The sequence below is a fragment of the Cellulomonas sp. PhB143 genome, assembly GCF_003752595.1.
GTDB lineage: Bacteria > Actinomycetota > Actinomycetes > Actinomycetales > Cellulomonadaceae > Paraoerskovia.
Genome location: NZ_RKIJ01000011.1, coordinates 320,224 through 339,511, shown reverse-complemented (window position 1 = coordinate 339,511; position 19,288 = coordinate 320,224). Strand labels below are relative to the sequence as shown.

Annotated in this window: 15 protein-coding genes; all 15 read right to left on the bottom strand. The window is 75.8% G+C overall.

All coding sequences use genetic code 11. The annotated features are described in order from the left end of the window. Positions 1 to 84 precede the first annotated feature (84 nt). Entirely contained in the window at positions 85 to 381 is a 297-nt protein-coding gene (locus EDF32_RS07750) for a WXG100 family type VII secretion target (protein ID WP_123308068.1), read from the bottom strand. A gap of 120 nt (positions 382 to 501) precedes the next feature. Continuing rightward, positions 502 to 1,401, bottom strand: coding sequence for a hypothetical protein (locus EDF32_RS07745; protein WP_123307943.1), 900 nt, complete (start codon positions 1,399 to 1,401; stop codon positions 502 to 504). Next, positions 1,398 to 2,087, bottom strand: a complete 690-nt coding sequence (locus EDF32_RS07740) for a hypothetical protein (protein WP_123307942.1) — start codon at positions 2,085 to 2,087, stop codon at positions 1,398 to 1,400. The genes EDF32_RS07745 and EDF32_RS07740 overlap by 4 nt, the downstream gene beginning before the upstream one ends. Further along, complete coding sequence (locus EDF32_RS07735) at positions 2,084 to 2,812, bottom strand: hypothetical protein (RefSeq protein ID WP_123307941.1); 729 nt, start codon at positions 2,810 to 2,812, stop codon at positions 2,084 to 2,086. Before EDF32_RS07735 ends, EDF32_RS07740 begins: the two co-directional genes overlap by 4 nt. Then, complete coding sequence (locus EDF32_RS07730; RefSeq protein ID WP_123307940.1) at positions 2,809 to 4,260, bottom strand: hypothetical protein; 1,452 nt, start codon at positions 4,258 to 4,260, stop codon at positions 2,809 to 2,811. The genes EDF32_RS07735 and EDF32_RS07730 overlap by 4 nt, the downstream gene beginning before the upstream one ends. Further along, a complete protein-coding gene (locus tag EDF32_RS07725) occupies positions 4,257 to 4,556 on the bottom strand; it encodes a hypothetical protein (RefSeq protein WP_233565788.1) in 300 nt (99 codons plus the stop codon). The genes EDF32_RS07730 and EDF32_RS07725 overlap by 4 nt, the downstream gene beginning before the upstream one ends. Positions 4,557 to 4,674: 118 nt before the next feature. Then, positions 4,675 to 9,153 (bottom strand): FtsK/SpoIIIE domain-containing protein, encoded by a 4,479-nt coding sequence (locus EDF32_RS07720; protein ID WP_123307939.1) that lies wholly within the window; start codon positions 9,151 to 9,153, stop codon positions 4,675 to 4,677. After that, complete coding sequence (locus tag EDF32_RS07715; protein WP_123307938.1) at positions 9,150 to 9,620, bottom strand: hypothetical protein; 471 nt, start codon at positions 9,618 to 9,620, stop codon at positions 9,150 to 9,152. The genes EDF32_RS07720 and EDF32_RS07715 overlap by 4 nt, the downstream gene beginning before the upstream one ends. After that, a complete protein-coding gene (locus EDF32_RS07710; protein ID WP_123307937.1) occupies positions 9,617 to 10,339 on the bottom strand; it encodes a hypothetical protein in 723 nt (240 codons plus the stop codon). Before EDF32_RS07710 ends, EDF32_RS07715 begins: the two co-directional genes overlap by 4 nt. Beyond that, on the bottom strand, positions 10,336 to 11,901 hold the full coding sequence (locus EDF32_RS07705; protein WP_123307936.1) for a serine/threonine-protein kinase: 1,566 nt from the start codon (positions 11,899 to 11,901) through the stop codon (positions 10,336 to 10,338). Before EDF32_RS07705 ends, EDF32_RS07710 begins: the two co-directional genes overlap by 4 nt. Further along, on the bottom strand, positions 11,898 to 13,463 hold the full coding sequence (locus tag EDF32_RS07700; protein WP_123307935.1) for an FHA domain-containing protein: 1,566 nt from the start codon (positions 13,461 to 13,463) through the stop codon (positions 11,898 to 11,900). Before EDF32_RS07700 ends, EDF32_RS07705 begins: the two co-directional genes overlap by 4 nt. Beyond that, complete coding sequence (locus tag EDF32_RS07695) at positions 13,460 to 14,308, bottom strand: PP2C family serine/threonine-protein phosphatase (RefSeq protein WP_123307934.1); 849 nt, start codon at positions 14,306 to 14,308, stop codon at positions 13,460 to 13,462. Before EDF32_RS07695 ends, EDF32_RS07700 begins: the two co-directional genes overlap by 4 nt. Beyond that, complete coding sequence (locus EDF32_RS07690; protein ID WP_123307933.1) at positions 14,305 to 15,525, bottom strand: RDD family protein; 1,221 nt, start codon at positions 15,523 to 15,525, stop codon at positions 14,305 to 14,307. Before EDF32_RS07690 ends, EDF32_RS07695 begins: the two co-directional genes overlap by 4 nt. Next, complete coding sequence (locus tag EDF32_RS07685) at positions 15,522 to 18,020, bottom strand: transglutaminase-like domain-containing protein (RefSeq protein WP_123307932.1); 2,499 nt, start codon at positions 18,018 to 18,020, stop codon at positions 15,522 to 15,524. Before EDF32_RS07685 ends, EDF32_RS07690 begins: the two co-directional genes overlap by 4 nt. Then, a complete protein-coding gene (locus EDF32_RS07680) occupies positions 18,020 to 19,288 on the bottom strand; it encodes a DUF58 domain-containing protein (protein WP_123307931.1) in 1,269 nt (422 codons plus the stop codon). The genes EDF32_RS07685 and EDF32_RS07680 overlap by 1 nt, the downstream gene beginning before the upstream one ends.

The following is a 19,288-nucleotide window of genomic DNA, read 5'->3' as shown; positions in this document are numbered from 1 at the left end:
GACTAAGCCGACCCTCACTATGCCGACGGCGGACGGCACCGGGTAGGTGCCGTCCGCCGGACGGTCGAATGTAACGGGGCGTCGTCAGCCGCGGATGCCCTGCGCGAGCTGGGAGTCCACGTCGCCGAGGGTCTGCGCGGCCTGCTTGAGGAACGTCGCCATCCCCTCGATGCCGTTCACCGCCTGCACCGTGCCGTGCGTGAACTGCTCGTACGAGGTCTGGAAGGCGCCCGACGCCTGGTCGGTGACGAACCCGCCGTTGACGAGGTTGTCGACCTGCGCCTTGAGGTCGTGGAGCAGGTCGGTGACCTGCTGCTGCCCGGCGGTGAGCCGGTCGGCGGCGCTGTTCATCTCGTCGAAGGTCACGTTCACGTTGGCCATCTGCTTCTCCACTTCGTCGTCGCAAGCCCCCTTGGCCTGCTTGTTCACACGGACAAAACTAGCTGTCGGTCCCGATCGGCGACATGGGGAGAACTCCCCGGTCGGCCCGGCTGCCGCGGCTCACGCCAGCGACTCGGCCGCCCCCAGCGGCTTGCCGGCGCGCCGGTACTGCGTCGCCGCCGCGAGGCCCACGACCAGCAGCAGGGCGCCGACGACGCCCAGCGCCTGGACGGCTCCCGTCGCCTCCGCCACGTCGTCCGCCGACCCGAAGTCGTCGCCCAGGCTCTCCAGCAGGCTGCCGACGACGGCCGCCGCCGCCAGGAGCAGCGCCCCCGCCGCGCACACCCACAGGTCCAGCCGGAACCGGAACGTCACCCAGCGCCAGAACGGGGAGACCCGTCCCGTCGGGGCACCGCCCCGCATGCTCGCCGCGTGCGCGGCGGCCCAGCGGCGGAAGGCGACCTTCTTGACCAGCGACCCGGCGGTCGCCCCGAAGAGCGCCGCCGCACCGAGGCCCCAGAAGGCCCAGGCCGTCGGATAGCCCTGCAGGTCGTCGGAGTCGACCGCGCCGACGGCCCACGAGGAGACCGCCAGCATGCCGACGGCGAGCACGGCCTCGAGCGCCAGCCACCCGACGTGCCAGCCGTACCCGATCGGGACGACCTGGGAGACGTTCGTCGCGCTCGGCAGCACCCGCCCCCGCGGCTCGCCCGACCGTGCCATCGAGCCACGGCGGTCGATGTCGCCGATCCAGAGCGCCGCGGCTCCGACCAGCAGCCCGACGATCGTCAGCCACCAGGCCGCCGTGCCGAGCACCTGCCACGCGCCGCCCTCGGGAGCGTCGCCGGTGCTCGCCAGCCGGGCGAAGTACACCGCTCCGCCGCCGACCACCACGAGGGCGATCACGGTGACGAGGACGAGCCCGAACGCCCACACCGGGCCCCCGCGCAGCCGCCGCCAGGCCGCGCCCCCGACCGGGACCTCGACGTCGCGCGGCAGGGTGGATGGTTCGTCGTTCACTCTCGGGCTCCGTTCGTGGTCTGCGGCCCCGCCGCGCGCTCCGTCCGCCCGCCGCGGAGACCGAGCGGTGCAGCCGCACCGCGGGGCTCGAGGCCGGCCTCGGTCCACCGCAGCGAGTCCGTGATCTCGTCGAAAAGCGTGGCGAACGGCTCCGCCGACGGCAGGTCCGGGGCGTCGAACCGTAGCAGGAGCAGCCGGTCCCCCGCGGGGTACGGGATGCGGTACTCGATCCTCAGGGTCAGGTGGTCGTCGCCGTCGTGCTCGCCGCGGACCGTGCGGGCGACGCGCGCCACCGGGCCGATCGTCTGGGTCTCGACCTCGGCGTCGGGGAAGGCCTCCTGCAGCGCCCCGGTCAGGTCGCCCTCGGCGAGGAGCCCGGCCGCCGCCTCCGGCCACCGCGCGTCGATCCCGAGGAGCGCGACCGGGAAGGGCACGCCCGGGAGCAGCTCGAGCGAGAAGAGGTAGGAGTGCGCGCCCATCGCCGCCGCGTCGCTCGCCGAGCCCACGATCTGCCCGATCGCGTCCCGGCGCAGCCGCGCCAGCCGGTCCGCCCGCCCGACCTGCGTCCGCACGAGCCGCTTGACGCTCTCCCGCGTCGTCGCGGGGTCGTCCAGCGGGACCGAGACCCACGTCCCCGGCAGGACGAGCCGGAACGCTCCGGCGCCGGACGTCGTCTCGCGCGTCATCGCCGGTCCTCGACCACGAGGCTCAGCCCGTCCAGCACGGCCAGCGCCTGGGCGGGAAGGTCGTCGAACTCGACGAGGCTCGAGCTCAGCACCGTAGCCTCCAGGACGTCCGAGCAGCCCGGCGCGAGCACACCGAGCACCGCCCGTTCCTCGAGGACCGCGTCCGGCGACCCGTCCTCGCGCGCGACCTCCACGACGGCGTGCACGCCGCGCACCGCGCCCGCCGGCGTGTCGCCCTCGACCGCGCGCAGCGAGCGCGCCAGCACCCGGGGGTCTGCGGTCAGCCGGGCGACGAGCTCGTCCTCGTAGGCCTGCGCCCCCGCGAGCGCCGCGTCCTGCACCGGCGCGAGCACGAGCATCGCGGCGGCGCCCCCCGACCCCGGGCGCGGCACCCAGACCGCCGCCCGGGCCGCCGGGTCGCCGAGCCCCGCCAGCGAGCTCCCCACCGCGCAGAGCTCGTCGACGAGCGCCGCGCGCACGACGTCGGCCGGGGCGGAGCGGTCCGACGGGTCGCGGGCGCCGTCCGGGCCCCCGTCCGGGGCTCCGTCCGCCGCGACGCCGGCCGGGCCGTCGTCGTCCGATGCCACCAGCAGCCCCGCGAGCTCGGCGGCCCATCCCGGGACGTCGTCGGCCGGGACCCCGTACCAGTCCTCGGGGAGCCGGAGCGTCGAGCCGGCGATCCGGCCGGGCCCGCGTGCGCCGCCCACCTCGTGCCCCGCCGTCATCGCGTGACCCGGACGCCGAGGTCGATGGCGTCGCGGACGATGTTCACGCCGCCGGGGACGGCGTCGTAGCTCCCGCCCCACTCCTTCAGCACCGGCTTGGAGCCCTCCGTCGCCGCACCGAGCTGGTCCCCGTGCGCCACCGCACGGTCGACCGAATCGACGACGCGGTGCAGGTCGTTCGCGTCCTTGGCCACCGCGCCCACGGTCACGGCGCCGAGCTGCACGTACGACCCGCGCGTCATCGCGTCGCCGTTCTGCGCGGCGAACTTGAGCGCCGAGGCGACGTCGCCCTTGCCCGCCAGGCGGTCCGAGACGGCCTTGTACGGGTTGGGGAAGGCTTCCTTGGTGGCGGAGCCCAGGGCGCTGCGGGCCGCCGCGCCCTTCGACGCCGAGCGCTGGAAGGTCTCCATCGCCTCCTTCTGCGCCGAGCTGCGGACGAACGGCGACCTGAGGATCGAGGCCGCGCGCCCCTTCGTGCCGGGGCTCAGCGTGCGGTAGGCCGTGGTCAGCTCGTCACCGAACCGCGAGCGCGCGGCGGTGGGCCCCACCCGCTGGGCCACCCGCACGACGCCGCGCGCCTTGATCGACTTCGCGCCCACGGCGATGAGCTTGCCGCCGAAGAGCGAGACCGCGCCGAGCGCGACGGTGGTGAGGAACGACCCCCAGCCGATGTCGCCCCGCGCGAGCTTGACCGCGGACTCCACCACGGACAGGAGGGTCCCGATGGCGGCGAGGACGAGCAGCGCCTCACCCAGCCCGGGCACCCACGCGAGGAAGATCGCGAGGACCCCGGCGACGTCGCACAGGATCTTGAACCCCTCGTAGAGGTAGCCGGCGACCGCCTTGATCTTGTCCCAGCGGCTGTCCTCGAGCCCGTTAACGTGCTCGCCGTCGACGACGTCGCTGATCCTCGTGATCGCCGTGCCCGCGGCGGTGTCCTTCGCCTCGTGGGCCTCCTCCCAGCGCCCCTGGGCGGCGGTCAGGGCCGACTCGGCGTCCCCCACGTCGCCCGTCGCCGAGGTCAGGGCGGTCTTCGACGCCGTGACGTCCTCCGGGGTCGCGGTGACCGACAGCTCCTGGAGCTGGTGGTCCCAGCGCGCCGAGGCCTCCCGGTCCTTCGCGGTCTGCAGCTCGCCCTCGAGGCGCGAGATCTCCGTCACGGCGGTCTCCGAGAGCGCCTTCTGCCGCTCGAGCGCGCTCGCGTAGTCCGCGAGCGCGACACCGGTCTCGCGGTAGCGGCGCTCGGCCTTGGCGATGTCCCCGGAGACCGAGTCGGCCAGCGAGCGCGTGGCGTCCATCGCGAGCGAGCGCTGGTCGATCTGCTGGGAGATCGCGTCGAGCGTCCGGGTCGAGCGGCCGATGGCGTCGGCGATCTCCTCGTAGCGCCGCGCCTTGGCACTGAGCAGGGCAGGGTCGCCGTCGAGCGGCTGGTAGCGGGTGTCGCTCATGATGCGGCGGCCTCCTCGAGGGACCGGGCCAGGTCGGCGTCGACCTTCGTGAACGCGTCGACGATCTGCGACAGGATCTGCTGGAGGTTCTCCGCGTTCTCGAGCATCTCCTCGCGCTTGATCTTCCACTTGTGGCTGAAGTCGTGGACGCGGTCGCGCAGCTCGTCGTGACCCGTGGCGTCCGCGGTGGCGTCGGCGTTGTCGTTCGCGCCCTTGAGCTCGCCGACGACCGCGACGAGGTCGTCCCGGAGCTGCGTCAGCTCCGTCATGTCGAGCTGGATGTCGTACCCGCTCACGCGTGTTCCCCCAGAGGTCGTGCCGGTCGTGTTCTCGTAGCCGTACGGAGGCTACCGAGACGGTCCGCAGGTCGGCCATGGGGAGAACTCCCCTCCGGGCCGCCGGGCGTCGCCGCGGTCACCCGAGCACCCACGGCGTCTGCACCCGGACGAACTTCCCGCGCGCCACCCATACGCCGCGGCCCGGGGGGAACTCCGCCCTCTGCGCGCGGGGCAGGCTGGTCCGCAAGATCGTGTCCCCGTCCATCGGGTCGGGGGCGAGGATCAGGCCCCGCCGCACGTTCTTGACCTCGGCCAGCAGCGGCCAGGTGGACGTCCAGGTGGACGTCTCGCCCTCCGCCAGCAGCAGGTGGTCGCTGCGCCGGACCGCCTTGATCAGGTCCACGAGCGGCTTGTCGGCGGGCGACTGGAGGTACTCGTTGATCCCCTCCACGGCGACGACGATCCGTCCCTCGGTGTCCTCGTCCTCGACCGCGGCCAGCAGGTCCTTGGCCAGGCGCGCGACGTCGTCCGCCTCGGCAGCGACGCCCGCCCAGCCGAGCGCGCGGCGCAGGCCGCTGCGCGCCGGGCCCACCAGGTAGCACCGCGTGCCCGGGTCGGCGCGGACGACGCCGAGGACCATCGCCGCGAGCGCGTTGCTGCGCCCCGAGGCCGGGGGCCCCGCGACGAGCGCGACACCGCTCGGGTCGAACGCGAGCGGTTCCAGGTCGACGCCGTCGAGCCCGAGCACGGGGCGGCCGGCCACGGACGCCGGCAGGTCCTCGACCGGGTACTCGGTGGGCAGGGCCCGCACGGGGGGCGCCTCCGGGATCCCGGCCCGGCGCATCGAGCGCGCGAACCGCTGCGTCAGGAGCGCCTGCTCGGAGACCGACGACGTCCCCCCGATCACGGCGACCTGCGCCTCCCCGCCGTCCACGATCGCGCGGCCGGGCGGCGACGTCGGCCCCAGGATGTCGCGCGGGGCGTTGAAGGAGACGTAGCCGTCGTCCGCCAGCCGCAGGATCACCGTGCGCTGCACGAGGGACCGGACGTACGTGGGCACGGCGCCCGCACGGTCGGCCGTGAACGCCACGTGGATGCCGAGCTGGCGACCGTCCGTGAGGACGTCGCGGAAGACCTCGAACCACTCCGCCCGGCCGGCACCCGTCTCGAAGTCGTCCCGGAACGCCGGGAAGCCGTCGATCAGCACGAGGATCCGCGGCTCGTCGTGGGCGCCGGTGATCTGCCGGTACTCCGTGACGCTCGACGCCGAGACGTCCGCGAACCGGGGTGCGCGCCGTTCGAGCTCCGTGCGCACCATGCGCCACAGGCCCACGACCCGCTCGGTGTCCTCGCCGCGCACGACTGCGCCCACGTGGGGCAGGGACTCGAGCATGCGCAGCGAGCCGGCGGCGAAGTCGAGCGCGTAGACCCGGACCGGGCCGCCCCGCGGGGTGATCCCCGCCGCCGTCGCCAGCGAGCGCAGCGCCGTGCTCTTGCCGGCGCCCCCCGTGCCGAACACGGCGAGGTGCCCGTCGGTGTCGGGCGTGAAGTACACGGGCACCTGCGCCTGGCGGTCCGGCAGGTCCGCGACGCCGAGCAGGAGCTCCGAGTCCCGACGCTGCGGGAGCCGCGTGACGTCGTAGGCGTCGGCCAGCTCGTCGAGCCACGGGCGGCGCGGGTCGCTCAGACCGGCCGCGCGGTGCGCCTCGCCGATCCGGGCGACCAGCCGCTGCTGGTCGTTCGGGCCGAGCTCGGACTCGTCGCCCGGGACCCGCACGTCCCGCACGGGCTCCTCCCAGCGCACCTCGGCACCGAACCGGAGCCACGCGACCTCGATCGCCGTGCGGGCGGGCTCGCGCGAGGTCCAGCCGCCCGCGTACCCGCTCTGGAACGCCTGGAGCCGTCCGGGCCCCGTCTTGACGACCCCTCGCCCCGGGACCGCGGGATCGAAGTGCGCGGCGTCCTTCACGTCCACGACGTCGACCGAGTCCGACTCGTCGGCCATGCGGAGCGCGACCCGCAGGGGGGTGTTGGCGCGCAGGTTGTCCTTGATGACCCCGGCGGGACGCTGCGTCGCGAGGATGAGGTGGATGCCGAGCGAGCGGCCGCGCTGGGCGACGTCGATCATCCCGTCGACGAACTCGGGCACGTCCCCGACGAGCGCGGCGAACTCGTCGACGACGATGACGAGCGCCGGCGGGGTCTCCGGGTCCCCGCGCTTCTCGAGCTCGAGCAGGTCCTTCGCCTTCTTGCGGTTGAACAGGTGCTCGCGATGGTGCAGCTCCGCGCGCAGGCTGGTCAGCGCGCGCGTCACGAGGTGGGGCGAGAGGTCCGTGACGAGACCGACGCAGTGCGGCAGGCGCACGCAGTCCGCGAACGCCGAGCCGCCCTTGTAGTCGACGAACAGGAACGTCACGCGGTCGGAGCTGTACTCCGCGGCCATGCCGAGCACCCACGACTGGAGGAACTCGCTCTTCCCGGCACCCGTGGTCCCGCCGACCAGGGCGTGCGGGCCCTGGGACCGCAGGTCGAGGTGCATCGGGTCGATGCCCGCGGAGCCGACGGTCGCGCGCAGGCTGCCCGCCTTGCCCCGCGCGGGCGCACGCCCCGGCGTCCGGTCGTAGACCGACCCGTTCTGGCGCCAGCGGTCGACGACGGCGTCGGCCGACTCGAAGACGTCGTGCCCGAGCAGGCTGGCGACGGAGATCGACCGGGGAAGGTCCGTCGCGTCCTCGTTGCGCGCGCCCGCGTCGAACACCGGCGCCATGCGGCGGCCGTAGTCGGTCGCGGCGCTCGGCTCGACCGTCTCGGGCACCAGGTCGTCCACGGTGCGCCCGAGCCGCACGAGGCCCCCGTACGCCCGGCCGTCGTCCTCGAAGCCGACGAACGTGCGGCACGCCGCGGGCAGCTCGCGCACGTCGCGGGCGACCCACAGCACGAAGACCCCGGCCTCCGGGCCGAGCTCCATGAGCTGGACGAGCCGCGCCCGCTCGACGTCGATGTCGTCCGTGACCACCACGACGACGGCGGGGAGCGGGGACCCGGTCCCCTCGGCGGTCCCCGACCCGCCGACGTCGGCACCCCGCTCGACGGCGGCGTCCTGGGCGCGGACGGCACCCCGGCGCGCCGCCGCGCCGGACCCGCTGCGGCGCGCGATGAGCTCCTCGAGCTCGGCCACGAGCGCCGCCGCGCTCGCGGTGCTGTCCGCCAGGTGCGGCCCGCCGAGCGGGCTGTGCACCGACGAGGTGTGGGGCAGCCACTTGAGCCACTGGAGCGGACCCGTCCAGGCGGGGCTGACCAGCCCGGCGACGACCAGCTCCGCGGGCGAGTGCAGCGCGGTGAGCTGGACGAGCGCCGCGTCGAGGCTCCCGACCGTGTGCGCGGGCGGACCCGCGAAGCCGATGGCCCCGGCGTCGGTCAGGTTCTCCACCACCGGCACGGACCCGATCGTCGAGTAGCGCACCTCGAGCGCGTCGATGCGGGCCTGGAAGTCGGGCAGGTGGGCGCGCTCGTCGCGCACCGCGATGGTGTTGCGCGACGGCATGCGACCGGTGCCGAGCCGGACGTTCAGGAACGACCAGTGCTCCGGGCGGCGCGTCCACAGCAGCGCGCCGCGCCGCATGGCCTCGGCGTAGACGAGCGGCATCGCGGGAGCCTCGCGCAGGCGGACCGAGCGCTCCCGCTCGCGCTCCGCGCCGAGCTTCGCGTGCAGCGCCTCGAGGCGCTCGTCGAAGACGCGCACGTCACGCTCGAGGCGGCGCTTCTTGCTCTTTCCCTGCATGAGGAAGTTGCCGACGAGCATCAGCGGGGTGAGCACCACGAACAGCAGCGACATCGGGTTGCTCGTGATGGCGAACATGCCGCCGCCCATGAGGATCGGCGCGAGCAGGGCGAAGAGCGGGAAGTCGCGCGGGTCCTGCTCGGCGGGCACCTCCGGCGCCTCGTAGGTCGCGCCGGTGTAGCGCTCCTCGACCCGTGGCGACCGGTTGAACGGCACCGGGCCCGGGCGGGCCCGCACGCCGGTCACGCCGCCCGGCGGCGCCGTGCGCCGCACGACGACGACGCTGTCCCCGAGCACGAGGCGCTGGGCCGAGGTGATGCGGACGCGCGGGACCAGGCCGCCGTCGACCACGATCCCGTTCGCCGCGCCGAGGTCGACGACCTCGATCGACTCGCCCACCTCGATCCGGGCGTGCCGCTTCGAGACCTGAGGGTCCTCGAGGACGATCTCGTTGCCGGGTGCCCGGCCGATGCCGACGGTCCCCTCGCGCAGCTCGAACCGCAGCCCCGCGTCCGGGCCCTGCTCGACCTCCAGCGAGCCGCGCACCGGCGCCGCGCGGTGCTCGCGGCGCACCGCGTCCGGCTCGACCAGCGAGACCACGGCCCCGGAGCCGATCCAGGCCTCCCCCAGGGCGGCGTCGGGCGGCAGGACCGTCGGCTCGTCCTGGCCGGGCAGCTGCGCCCGGAGCGTCGGCGCTCCGGACGGCGCCGTCCCCCGGGGGTCGAGCCGGGCGATCGTCCGGGCGACCTCCGAGATGGTGGCCCCGGCGTCCGCCGTGACCACGATGTCGTCGCGCGTGCCGTCGGGCCGCGCGAGGGTGACGTTGACCTTCACCGGTCGTCCCTCCCACGCCTCGCCGCGAGCGAGTAGCAGCGCTCCGCCCCGAGGGCGGCGACGAGCGCCACCCCGGACAGGGGCGCCACCAGCGCGTCGCCCAGCGCCGGGAGGACCCCGAAGAGCTCACCGGTGCCGCCGCCCGCGCCGACGAACGTCGCGGCGACGACGACCTGGAACAGCGCCGTGCCCACGGCGACCACGACGCCCGTGGCGATCCCGGGGCGGTAGCGCCCCGGCGGGACGCTGCCGGCGAAGGCGCCGAGGAACAGCGCGCACGCGAGGATCCCCGCGCCGACGCCCGCGACCGCCGCGCCGCGCGACGCGTCCGGGCCGGCGACCGCCGCCGGGTCGAGCCCGAGGAGCGCCCACGCACCGAGCTCCACGAGCGCGAAGCCCGCGACACAGAGGGCCGCGGCCACGCCGAGCCGCACCCGGGCGCTGCGCGTCCCGGTCCCGCCGCTCACCGGCCCTCCTCGCGGCCGTCCGACGTCGCGGCGTCGTCGTCGTCCAGCAGGGCGAGGTCCGCGGCGGTCACCAGCCGGGAGGCGACCGCGTACTCGACGAGCCGGGCGCGCCGGTTCGTGGCGTGCGAGCCGGGGCCGCCGCGCAGGCCCTTGACCCCGATCCGGTCGAGCTTGTCGCACACGGTGTCGAGCTTGCGGTTGAAGGCGGTGACGGGCTGGCCGAGGCGCGCGGCAGCCGCCGCGGACGACGGGATCTCGGAGAGCCCCGTGCCCTCCCGGCGCAGGATCGCCTCGGCGAGCGCCACGATCACCTTTTTCTGGCCGCGGGAGAATCCGACCATCCCGATGGTGGTCGCGCCGCCCTCCGGGTCGTCGCGGTGGACCTCCTCGTACGGCGAGCCCTCGAGCCGCAGGCCCAGCTCGTACGTCGTCGGGCCCGCGGTGAACACGACAGTCGTCGTCGGGAAGACGATCGGCAGGCGCGTGCCGGGCGCGAGCCAGGACTGCACCCCGCCGATGGTGTCCGTGACGGTGACCGAGGTCCGCGAGCCCACGTTCACGAGCCACCAGATCTCGGACTCGCGCACGAGGCGCAGGAGCTGACGGTGCAGGTACGGGTTGTCGTCGATCTCGAGGTCGCCCTCGCGCCCGATCTCGAAGGTCCCGTCCGGGTCGGGCCGGAACCACTCGCCGCAGAACTCGACCGAGAGGTCGCTCATGCCTTCTCCTCCACGCACGCCTGCTCCTGCTCGGCGGACATCCGCCCGTCGCGGACCACGGAGACCGCGACGCAGGTCGAGCCCGAGGGGTCGGCGGGCACGGTCGTCGCCGTGTCGTCGACGAGCTCGGGCGCCTTCTGGTCCACCTTCTCGAGCACCGTGACCGCGTACTCGTCGCCCTTCTGAGGATCCGGGTTCTTCCAGGTGAACCGGACCGTGCCGTCGCCGGCGGCCTTGCCGCTCAGGGCGGAGACCGACGGGACGAGGTCGCCGAGGTTGTCCGCCGGGGCCTGGGCGTCGCCGTCCGTGCCGGAGCCGTCGTCCGCCGCGGCGGACGAGCCGGTCCCCGCGTCGTCGGGCGCCTGCGAGGAGCCCGGAAGCACGACCAGCGCGACGACCGCGGCCGCCACGACGACGGCCGCGCCGACGAGGAGCGCGACGCGCGAGCCGTGCCCGGGACCCTCGCCCGGCACCGCGGGTGCGTCCGCCGGGCGGTGGACCGTGCTCTCGAGGTGCTCGTCAGCCACCGCGTCGTACGCGGGCTCGGGCGCGGCGGCCCGGGCCGGCGCCGGCGCCGCAGGGGCGCCGGGCGCGAACGACGGCGACGGCGCGTGCGGGTCGATCGTCACGACCTGCCGCAGCCGCGTGCCCGCCTCGTCCTCGTCGTCGTCGGGCTCCTGGACGACGCCGGAGTCGTCGAGCAGGTCGATCGGCGTCACCGCCAGCGACAGCTCCGTCTGCACGGCCTGCAGCGCGCGGGCGAGCGCGAGGGCCGACGGGTACCGCGCCTGCGGCGACTTCGCCATCGCGGTCGCGAGCACCCGCTCGAGCGACGGCGGGACGTCGGAGCGGCCCAGCGGCGGCAGCGGCGTGCCCTCGATGCGGCCGACGAGGTCCGCGCTCGTGTTGCGCCCGCCCGGGACCTCGAACGGCGAACGGCCCGCGAGCAGGGAGTAGGTCGTGGCCGCGAGCGCCCAGACGTCGGTGGCGACCCCGCTCGTGGGCTGCTCCGCGAACGACTCGGGCGGCGACCACGGGATCGACATCCCCTCCGCGAGGCCCGCCTGGTCGACGGTCGCGGAGATGCCGAAGTCGGTGAGGACGGGGTGCCCGTAGTCCGTGACGAGGAGGTTCGCGGGCTTGATGTCGCGGTGCAGGATCCCCGCGCGGTGCGCCGTCTCGACCGCCCCCGCGATCAGGACCGCGGTCCGCAACGCCTCGGGCACGCCCAGCCGCTCCGTGCGGTACCGCGCCCCGAGGCTCGGCCGCGAGCAGTACTCCATCGCCATGTACGGCCGGCCGTCGTCGGCGACGTCCGCCTCGTACATCGTGACGATGGACGGGTGCGTGGAGAGCGTCGCGAGCAGGTCCGCCTCGGCGTCGAACGCCTCGCGCTGCGTCTGGCTCGACCACTCCTGCAGCAGCACCTTCACGGCGACCCGGCGCCGCGGGCGGTTCTGCTGATAGCAGTACACGTCGGAGAACCCGCCCGAGCCGATCACCGAGACATAGGCGTAGCCCTCGATGTCGGGCGGGGGCGCGGGGGCGCGTCGGCTGCTCATGCGAGACCCTCGAAGGTCAGCGTGACCCCGTCCCCGAGGTCGACGACGTCGCCCGAGGACACCATCTCCGGGACGCCCGGGTGCAGGCGCCGCGGCGGCTGGCCCGCACGGTGCAGCACGGTCCCGTTGGTCGTGTCGAGGTCGTCGACGAGCACGTGCCACCCCTCCAGGCGCACCTCCACGTGGGAGCGCGAGATGTCCTGCTGGGGGCTGTCCACCGTGACGAGCCGCGGCAGGTCGGCGGTGCCGGAGCGCGTCGAGCGCGGCCGGCGGCCGAGCACGACCGGCCGGTCGAGGTCGACCGTGCGCCCGTCGGAGAGCCGCACCACGCCCAGCGCCGGGCGCGGGACCGTGGTCGACTCCGCGTCCAGCGGGCGGGCGCACACGCTGCACGACGTCCGCGTGGGCGGGTTGGCGTGGCCGGACGCGCAGGTGCGGGCCAGGATCGTCGGGCCGTCGGCGGGCGCCGGCACGGGTGACGACGCGCGCCCGTGGTCCCCGGCCGCGGCGCGCATGCGGGCGATGACCGAGGAGTGCACGGTGCTCCCCTCGAGGTCGTCGTCGGCCGGCAGTGCCGGTCCCGCCGGTGCCGCCGGTGCCGCCGGTCCCGCGGGTGCGGGGCCGGACCACTCCCGCGGGACGCCGGCGATCAGCCCGGTCGCGGCGGGCGCGGGAGACGCTGCGGCCGCGGGAGGCGCCGCCGGCGTGGGCGTCGGCGCGGCCGGAGCGACGCCGACGGGGTCGATCGTCTCCTCGGGGATGATCGTCTCGTCGTCGTGCGACGGCTCGTGCGCCGGCTCGTACGGCTCGTCGTCGACCTCCTCCGGGGGGCGGACGGCGGCGCGCTCGACGGCGCTGTGCACGGTCTCGCCCCACAGGTGGGTGTACCCGTCGAGGTCGTCGTCCGCGGCGTCGGCCGCCGCGGGCGCAGCGGGCTCGACCGGCGCGACGGCGACTGCCGGCTCGACAGGGACCACCGGCTCGACAGGGACCACGGGCGCGACGATGGTCGGCGGACCGGCGTCCGCCGAGACGTCGAATTCCGCCCCGAATTCTTCGAATTCAGGGGCGGAGTTCGACGTCTCGGCGGGCTCGGTCACGGAGGCGCAGACCTCGCGCGCCCGCACCACGCCCGCGACCAGCGGCAGCTCCAGCGTCCCGGCACCTCCGGCAACCCCGACGTCCGGGCCCGCGCCCGCGCCCGGGCCCGCGAGACGCACCGTGACCTCGACCGCGTCCTCGAACCGGCGCTCCACCCAGGTCAGCGCGCCGTCTCCCGCGACGACCTCCGGGCCGTCCCCGGTGGTGACGACGGCGACGACCGGGCCGCGGACGGCGACGTGCACGCCGTCCCCTGCCCGCACCGCGAGGCCGAACGCGGGGATCCGCGTCAGGCTGGCCGTCCCTGCGAGCGCGCGCAGCAGGTCGGTCGCCCCCGCGGCGCGGGACACCTCGCCCCACAGCGCGCCGACGTCGACGCCGTCGCGGCGCGCGGTCAGCAGCACGAGCGTCGGGCCGCTCACCAGGGCGAGACCGTCCCCCGGCAGGTACGTCGCGGTCATCCTGGTCCCTCCTCGGTCCGCCGGCCGGTGCGCGGCAGCGTGTCGTCCCCGGCACCGGACCGCTCGTGGTTCCGCGGCGCCGTGACGGCGCCCGCGTCGTCGTCCTGGCCGCGTGCGACATCGACCACGACCACCGTGATGTTGTCACGGCCGCCCGACTCGAGCGCGGCGCCGACCAGCGCGTCCGCCGCGGCCTGCGGCGCGGGGTGCTCCAGGAGCAGCTCCACGATCCGCGCGTCGTCCACCTCCCCGGTCAGCCCGTCGGAGCACACGAGGATGCGGTCGTTCATGACGACCGGCACGTACCAGCAGTCCGGCTCCGGTGGCGGCCACGAACCGAGCGCGCGTGTGACGACGTGCCGGCGCGGGTGGGCGGCCGCGGCCGCGGCCGTGATCAGGCCGGCCTCGACGAGCTCCTGGACCTCGGAGTGGTCGACGCTCAGCTGCTGGAGGGTCCCCCCGGAGAGCTGGTAGGTCCGTGAGTCCCCGACGTTCACGACGAGCCAGTACGGGACGTCGTCGTGCTCGACGACGACGACGCCGCTGAGGGTGGTCCCGGCGCCGCGCCCGGGCGCCGACTCGATCGCGCGGACGCGCGCCTGCGCCTCGTCCAGGCGGGCGCGCACCACGTCGACGTCGACCGCCGCGCCGCGCGCGAGGGCGCGCAGCGACTCCACGGCGGTGGCGCTCGCCACCTCGCCGGCGTCGTGGCCGCCCATGCCGTCGGCGACGAAGAACGCCGAGCGGTCGGCGAGGAACGAGTCCTCGTTCAGGGTGCGGCGCAGCCCCCGGTGCGTCGCCGCGCCCCAGACGAGGTAGGTGGACGTGCCGGTCGCCGTGCTCACCGGACCACCTGCCGGACGACGAGGCGGCGGTCGCCGACCTGGACGGCGCTCCCCTCGGAGAGCGGGACGCGCACGCCGGGCAGGGCCGCGGCGGGCTCGCTCCCGGGGCGGACGACGAACGTCCCGCTCGTCGAGCCCCGGTCCACGAGCCACGGGCCGCCGTCGATCCCCAGCTCGAGGTGCGTGCGCGAGACCGTGCGGTCGCGCAGGGTGACGACGTCGGGGTGCTCGGCGTCCGGTGCCGGGCTGCGGCCCAGGAGGGTGGGGCCGGCGATGCGCGCGCGGCTGCCGTCCTCGAGCTCCAGCTCGAACTCGACCGTGCGGCGGTGGGCGCCGCCGAGCTGGGTCCGGTCGTCGATCTCGTCGGGCTCCTCGGCCGGTGCGCCCGGCACCCCGGTGATCAGTCCCGCGCCCGGGGCAGCCCACGGTCCCGCCGCGGGCGGCGACGCGGGCGGGGCGGCCCACGTCCCGGCGTCGGGCACGGTGGGACCGTGGGGACCGGCGGGCACGGCCGGCTCGGGCCGCGTCACGCCGGACGGCGCCGCGGAGGACGGGCGCGTCGGGCGCGGACCGAGGTGCAGGACGACCGAGCGCGCGGCCTTGTCCTGCCAGCCCTGCCGCGCGGGCCCGCGGTCGAACAGGGGGCTCAGCAGCACGAGCAGCTGCCCGGCGACCGGCACGACCTGCGCGACCCAGAGGATCGCCCAGCGCAGGACGCCGCGCCCCGCCCCGATCGGCGACGCGGTCGCGGCGTCGAGCGTGCGCAGACCCAGCGCCAGGTTGCCGAGGGTGCGGCCCGTCGTCCCCTCCCACACGCCCAGCGCCAGGAGCCCGAGGACCTCGGTCAGCGCACCCGCCACGAGGACCGGCGCCGGGAGCGTCGCGGAGACCTGCGTCTCCACCGCGCCGGACAGGGCCAGCACGGCGACGACGAGGCCACCGAGCACGCCCACCGCGAGCAGGTCGAGCACGAGGGCGACCACCCGCCGCCCCGTCCCGGCCGGCAGGTCGCCGGTACCGGGCAGATCCAGGGACAGATCGACGGGCAGGTCGACGGGAACGCTCGGCGCCCGCGCGGGCAGGGGCTCGGTCGTGGTCGCGAGGCGCGGCTCGGGCGCCCGCCGGCCGGCCGGGGTCCGCGGCGTGCCGCAGACCCCGCAGAAGGTCTCCGCGGGCTCGCACGCGGCGCCGCAGGCCGCGCAGGTCAGCTCGCTCATCGCTCCCCCGCCTCCCGGTCGGCGCGGTCCCGGCGCCCGCCGGGCCGACCCTCACGGCCCTCCGCCGGCCCGCGCCGCAGCGACCGCAGCGAGAGCGCCGCGCGCCAGCGGTCGCGCCGTCGGACGCTCCCGTACATGCCCTCGACCACCGCGTCGACCTGGCCCCAGTACGCCGCGGCCTCCTCCGCGGCGACCGCGCCCCCGCCGAACACTGACGCGTCGGCGCCGGCCGCGAGCGTCGCCGTCGCGCCGTGCGGCACCTGGGAGAACGTCTCGCCCAGCACGGTCGCGCCCTCGCGCCGCGTCGCGCCGCGCGGCACCGGTCCGCCCAGGTCCGTCGCGACGTCGAGCACCTCGCTCCACCCGCCGCTGAACCGGTCGACGGCGCTGGCCGCCTCCCGCCGCCGGGTCCGGCGCCGGGACTTGAGCAGCACGATCGCGGCGGCCGGCCCCACGAGGACGGCGAGCGGCACGACGACCGCCGCGGCCACGGCCGCCGCGGTCCCCCAGGCGAAGGCGTCGGAGTCGGCGTCGTCGTCGTCGGTGTCCTTGTTCGTGGCACCGGCCTCCTCGGACTCCGGCTCCTCCGGCGGCTCGGGGTTCTCGAGCACCGGCGGCTTCGGGACCTGCTCGCTCTTGGGCTCGGGCTGGACCTTGTTGTCCTCGTCGGGGACGACGTCGATCGGCACCCAGCCGTAGCCCTTCACCGGGATCTCGGCCCAGGCCCGCACGTCGCCGCCCTGCGCGACGAACGGCTCGCCCTCCTGCCAGTCGTCGTCGCCGGGCACGAACCCCATGACGACGCGCGCGGGGATGCCGGCGGACTGTGCCATGAGCGAGAACGCGACCGCGAACTGCTCGTCGTCGCCCACCATCTCGTCGTCGGCCAGCAGCTCGTCGATGCGCTCGGCGGAGTGCCCCGGGCGGGACGCCGCCTGGCCCTCGAGGCCGTGGGAGTAGATGCCGCCGGAGACGAGCGCGTCGCGGATGTTCAGCGCCTCCTTGACGGGGTCCGTCTCGTCGGCGACGAACTGCTCGGTCTTGCCGCCCACGGAGTCGGGGACGTTCGTCGGGCGCGGGAGGTCGCGCTCCTCGATCGTCGCGTCCGCGAGCTGGTCGTCGCTCGGGGCCGGGGGGACCAGGACGTGCATCGCGTACGAGTCACCGCCCCGCAGGCCGCTCGTGGCGAGCGTCGTGCCCGTCGTCGAGTTGTAGTAGGTCGAGCCCTGCAGCGCCTCGGCGTCGGCGCCGCCGTAGCTCACGCCGGTCACGGCGCCGACGTCGGGCACCCACACCCCGGAGTAGTCGTCCACCGTGACGTCGACGGTCGCCGCCCTGCCGGCCGCGTCGGACGCGATCCGGTCCCCCGCCCGGGAGTAGACGCCGGAGCCGGGCTCGCCGTCCGAGACGTCGTAGACGACGCCGTTGTAGGTGTCGAGGGTGGCGAGCCGGACGCGGGCGCCCGCGGGCAGGCCGTCCACCGTGAAGAGGTCGTCGTCCTTGAGGTCCTTGACGTAGTGGCGGAACGCCACGAGCGGGCTGACGTACTGGTGCAGGTCCGGCGGGGGGACGACCACCTCGCGCAGCGCGCTGCGCTGGGCGGGCAGCACGAGAGGGACCACGAGCACGGTCAGGGCCGAGGCGACCGCCAGGAGCGCGACGCCGGAGCGCAGGCGGTGGCGGCCGAGGCGCCGGGAGGCGGCGCGAGCCGCGTCGCTGACCTCGGCGCGGGAGAGCAGCCGGGCCTCGGTCGCGCGCCAGGACGCCCAGAGGAGCCCGACGACGCCGAAGACCAGGCCCTGGGCGACGGGGTAGGCCGCCTCGATCGTGCCGAGCAGGATCACCACGGTCATCGCCGCGGCGAGGGGCACGAGCGCCCACGCGGCGTGCCGCGCCCGCCACGCGACGGTGGCGCCGAGCACGCCGGCCAGCAGGGTGAGCACGAACGGCAGCAGCAGCAGGTCGGGGAACGAGCCGAGCGGCGGGACGTTCGTCAGCGTCGACTTCCAGACGTCGACCGCACCGGTGGTGAGCTGGTGCAGCGTGTCGAGGGTCGGCACGACGCCCGCGACCGTCGTGCCGGGGAAGACGAGCGGCCCGCCCACGAGGAGGTAGGCCACCACCGTCGCCGCCGCGACCGTGACCGCGGGCCAGCGCCGCACCGCGCCGAGCCACGCGAGGGCGAGGCCGAGCACGCCGCCGACGACGGCCGGCAGCAGGTAGGACGCGTCGCCCCAGGCGGGCCCGAGCCCGACGACCGCACAGGCGAGCAGGACCGCGACGGCCAGGCCGTCGATCGCACCGACGGCGCGCAGCGCGCGCGGGCGCTGCAGCGCCTCCGGCTCGGCACGCCGGCGGGCGGGCGGCGGGGCGCCACCCCACGCGGAGGCGGACCCGGGGCCGTCGCCCGCCCCCGCCCCGCGCGACCTGCGCGGGCGCGCGGCACGGGTCTCGTGGGCGAGCCGATCCTCCGCGGTGCCGTGCTCCGGCGCCATCAGTCGTTCACCCGCCGCATCGCGAAGGGGAGGTCGTCGAGCGACCCGAGCGTCAGGACCGTGAGGTCGCCGATCCGGTGGCGGCGCACCGGCTCGCCCGGCACGCACTGGACCGAGACGGCCCGGGCGCCGCCGGGCAGACGTACCGACGCGGCGCGCAGGTCTGCCGCCGCCACCCGCGACCCGGCCACGAGGACCACCATGGACGCGTCGGCGAGCGCGACGCGCTCGGTGCGGACGAAGTCCGCGAGCCGGTGGTCGCCGTCCTGGGCGTCGATGCCCGCGAGGTCGTCGAGCAGCGGCGTGCGCGCGTCGCCGCGCAGGCGGCGCCGCGGCGTCAGGAACGTCACCCGGCGGTCCTCGCGGATGGCCTGGAGGCCGAACGAGCCCGACGCGCTGACCGCGAGCTCGAACTCGTCCGGGCTCGCGTACTCGTCGGCGCGCGTGGACAGGACCACGGCAAGCTGCGAGCGCCGCGTCTCCTCGAACTGCCGCACCACGAGCTGGCCGGTGCGGGCCGTCGTCTTCCAGTGGATGTGCCGGCGGTCGTCGCCCGGGACGTAGTCCCGCAGGGCGTGGAAGGACATGTCCGAGTCCGACAGGTCGCTCGTGACCCGGCCCTCGAGGTCGTGCATGTGCCCGACCGAGGATCCCGCGAGCCCGACGACGCGCGGGTGCACCACCAGCTGGCGGGGCTCGTTCCACACGACCTCGCGCCGCAGCAGCCCGAAGGGGTCGGAGCGCACCGACCGGACCGGGCCGACGTCGATCACCGCACGCCGGCTGGTCGGTACCCGGAAGACGTCCTCGTGCTCGTCGCCCGCGCGCAGGCGCGGCACGGGGAAGCTCGCGACGCCCCGGCCGACCGTGAGCTCCATGACCGACGGCAGCACGGGGCGCGCCGACGCGTTGCGCACCCGCAGCGTGCCGACGGCCCGGTCACCCACGGTGACGCGGTGCTGCGCGAGCTCGACGGTGACCACGTACTGGAGCCTGCCGAGCACGAACAGGACCGCGCTGAGCAGCACGAGCGTCGCGAGCACGGCGACGGTGAGCACCTCTCCCCAGCCCCACCACAGCCCGGCGACCCAGGCGAGGACGGCCGTCAGGACGACCCCGGTGCCGAGGCCGGAGACGACCTCGCCGACGCGGGTGGCGGCGGCGAGTCGTCGCGCCTGCCCCGCGAGCCGCGCGGCGAGCGCGGCCGCACCCGCCGCGGCGTCCGCCGTGCGGGCGCGCGTGACCTCCAGGACGCTGCGTGCGGACAT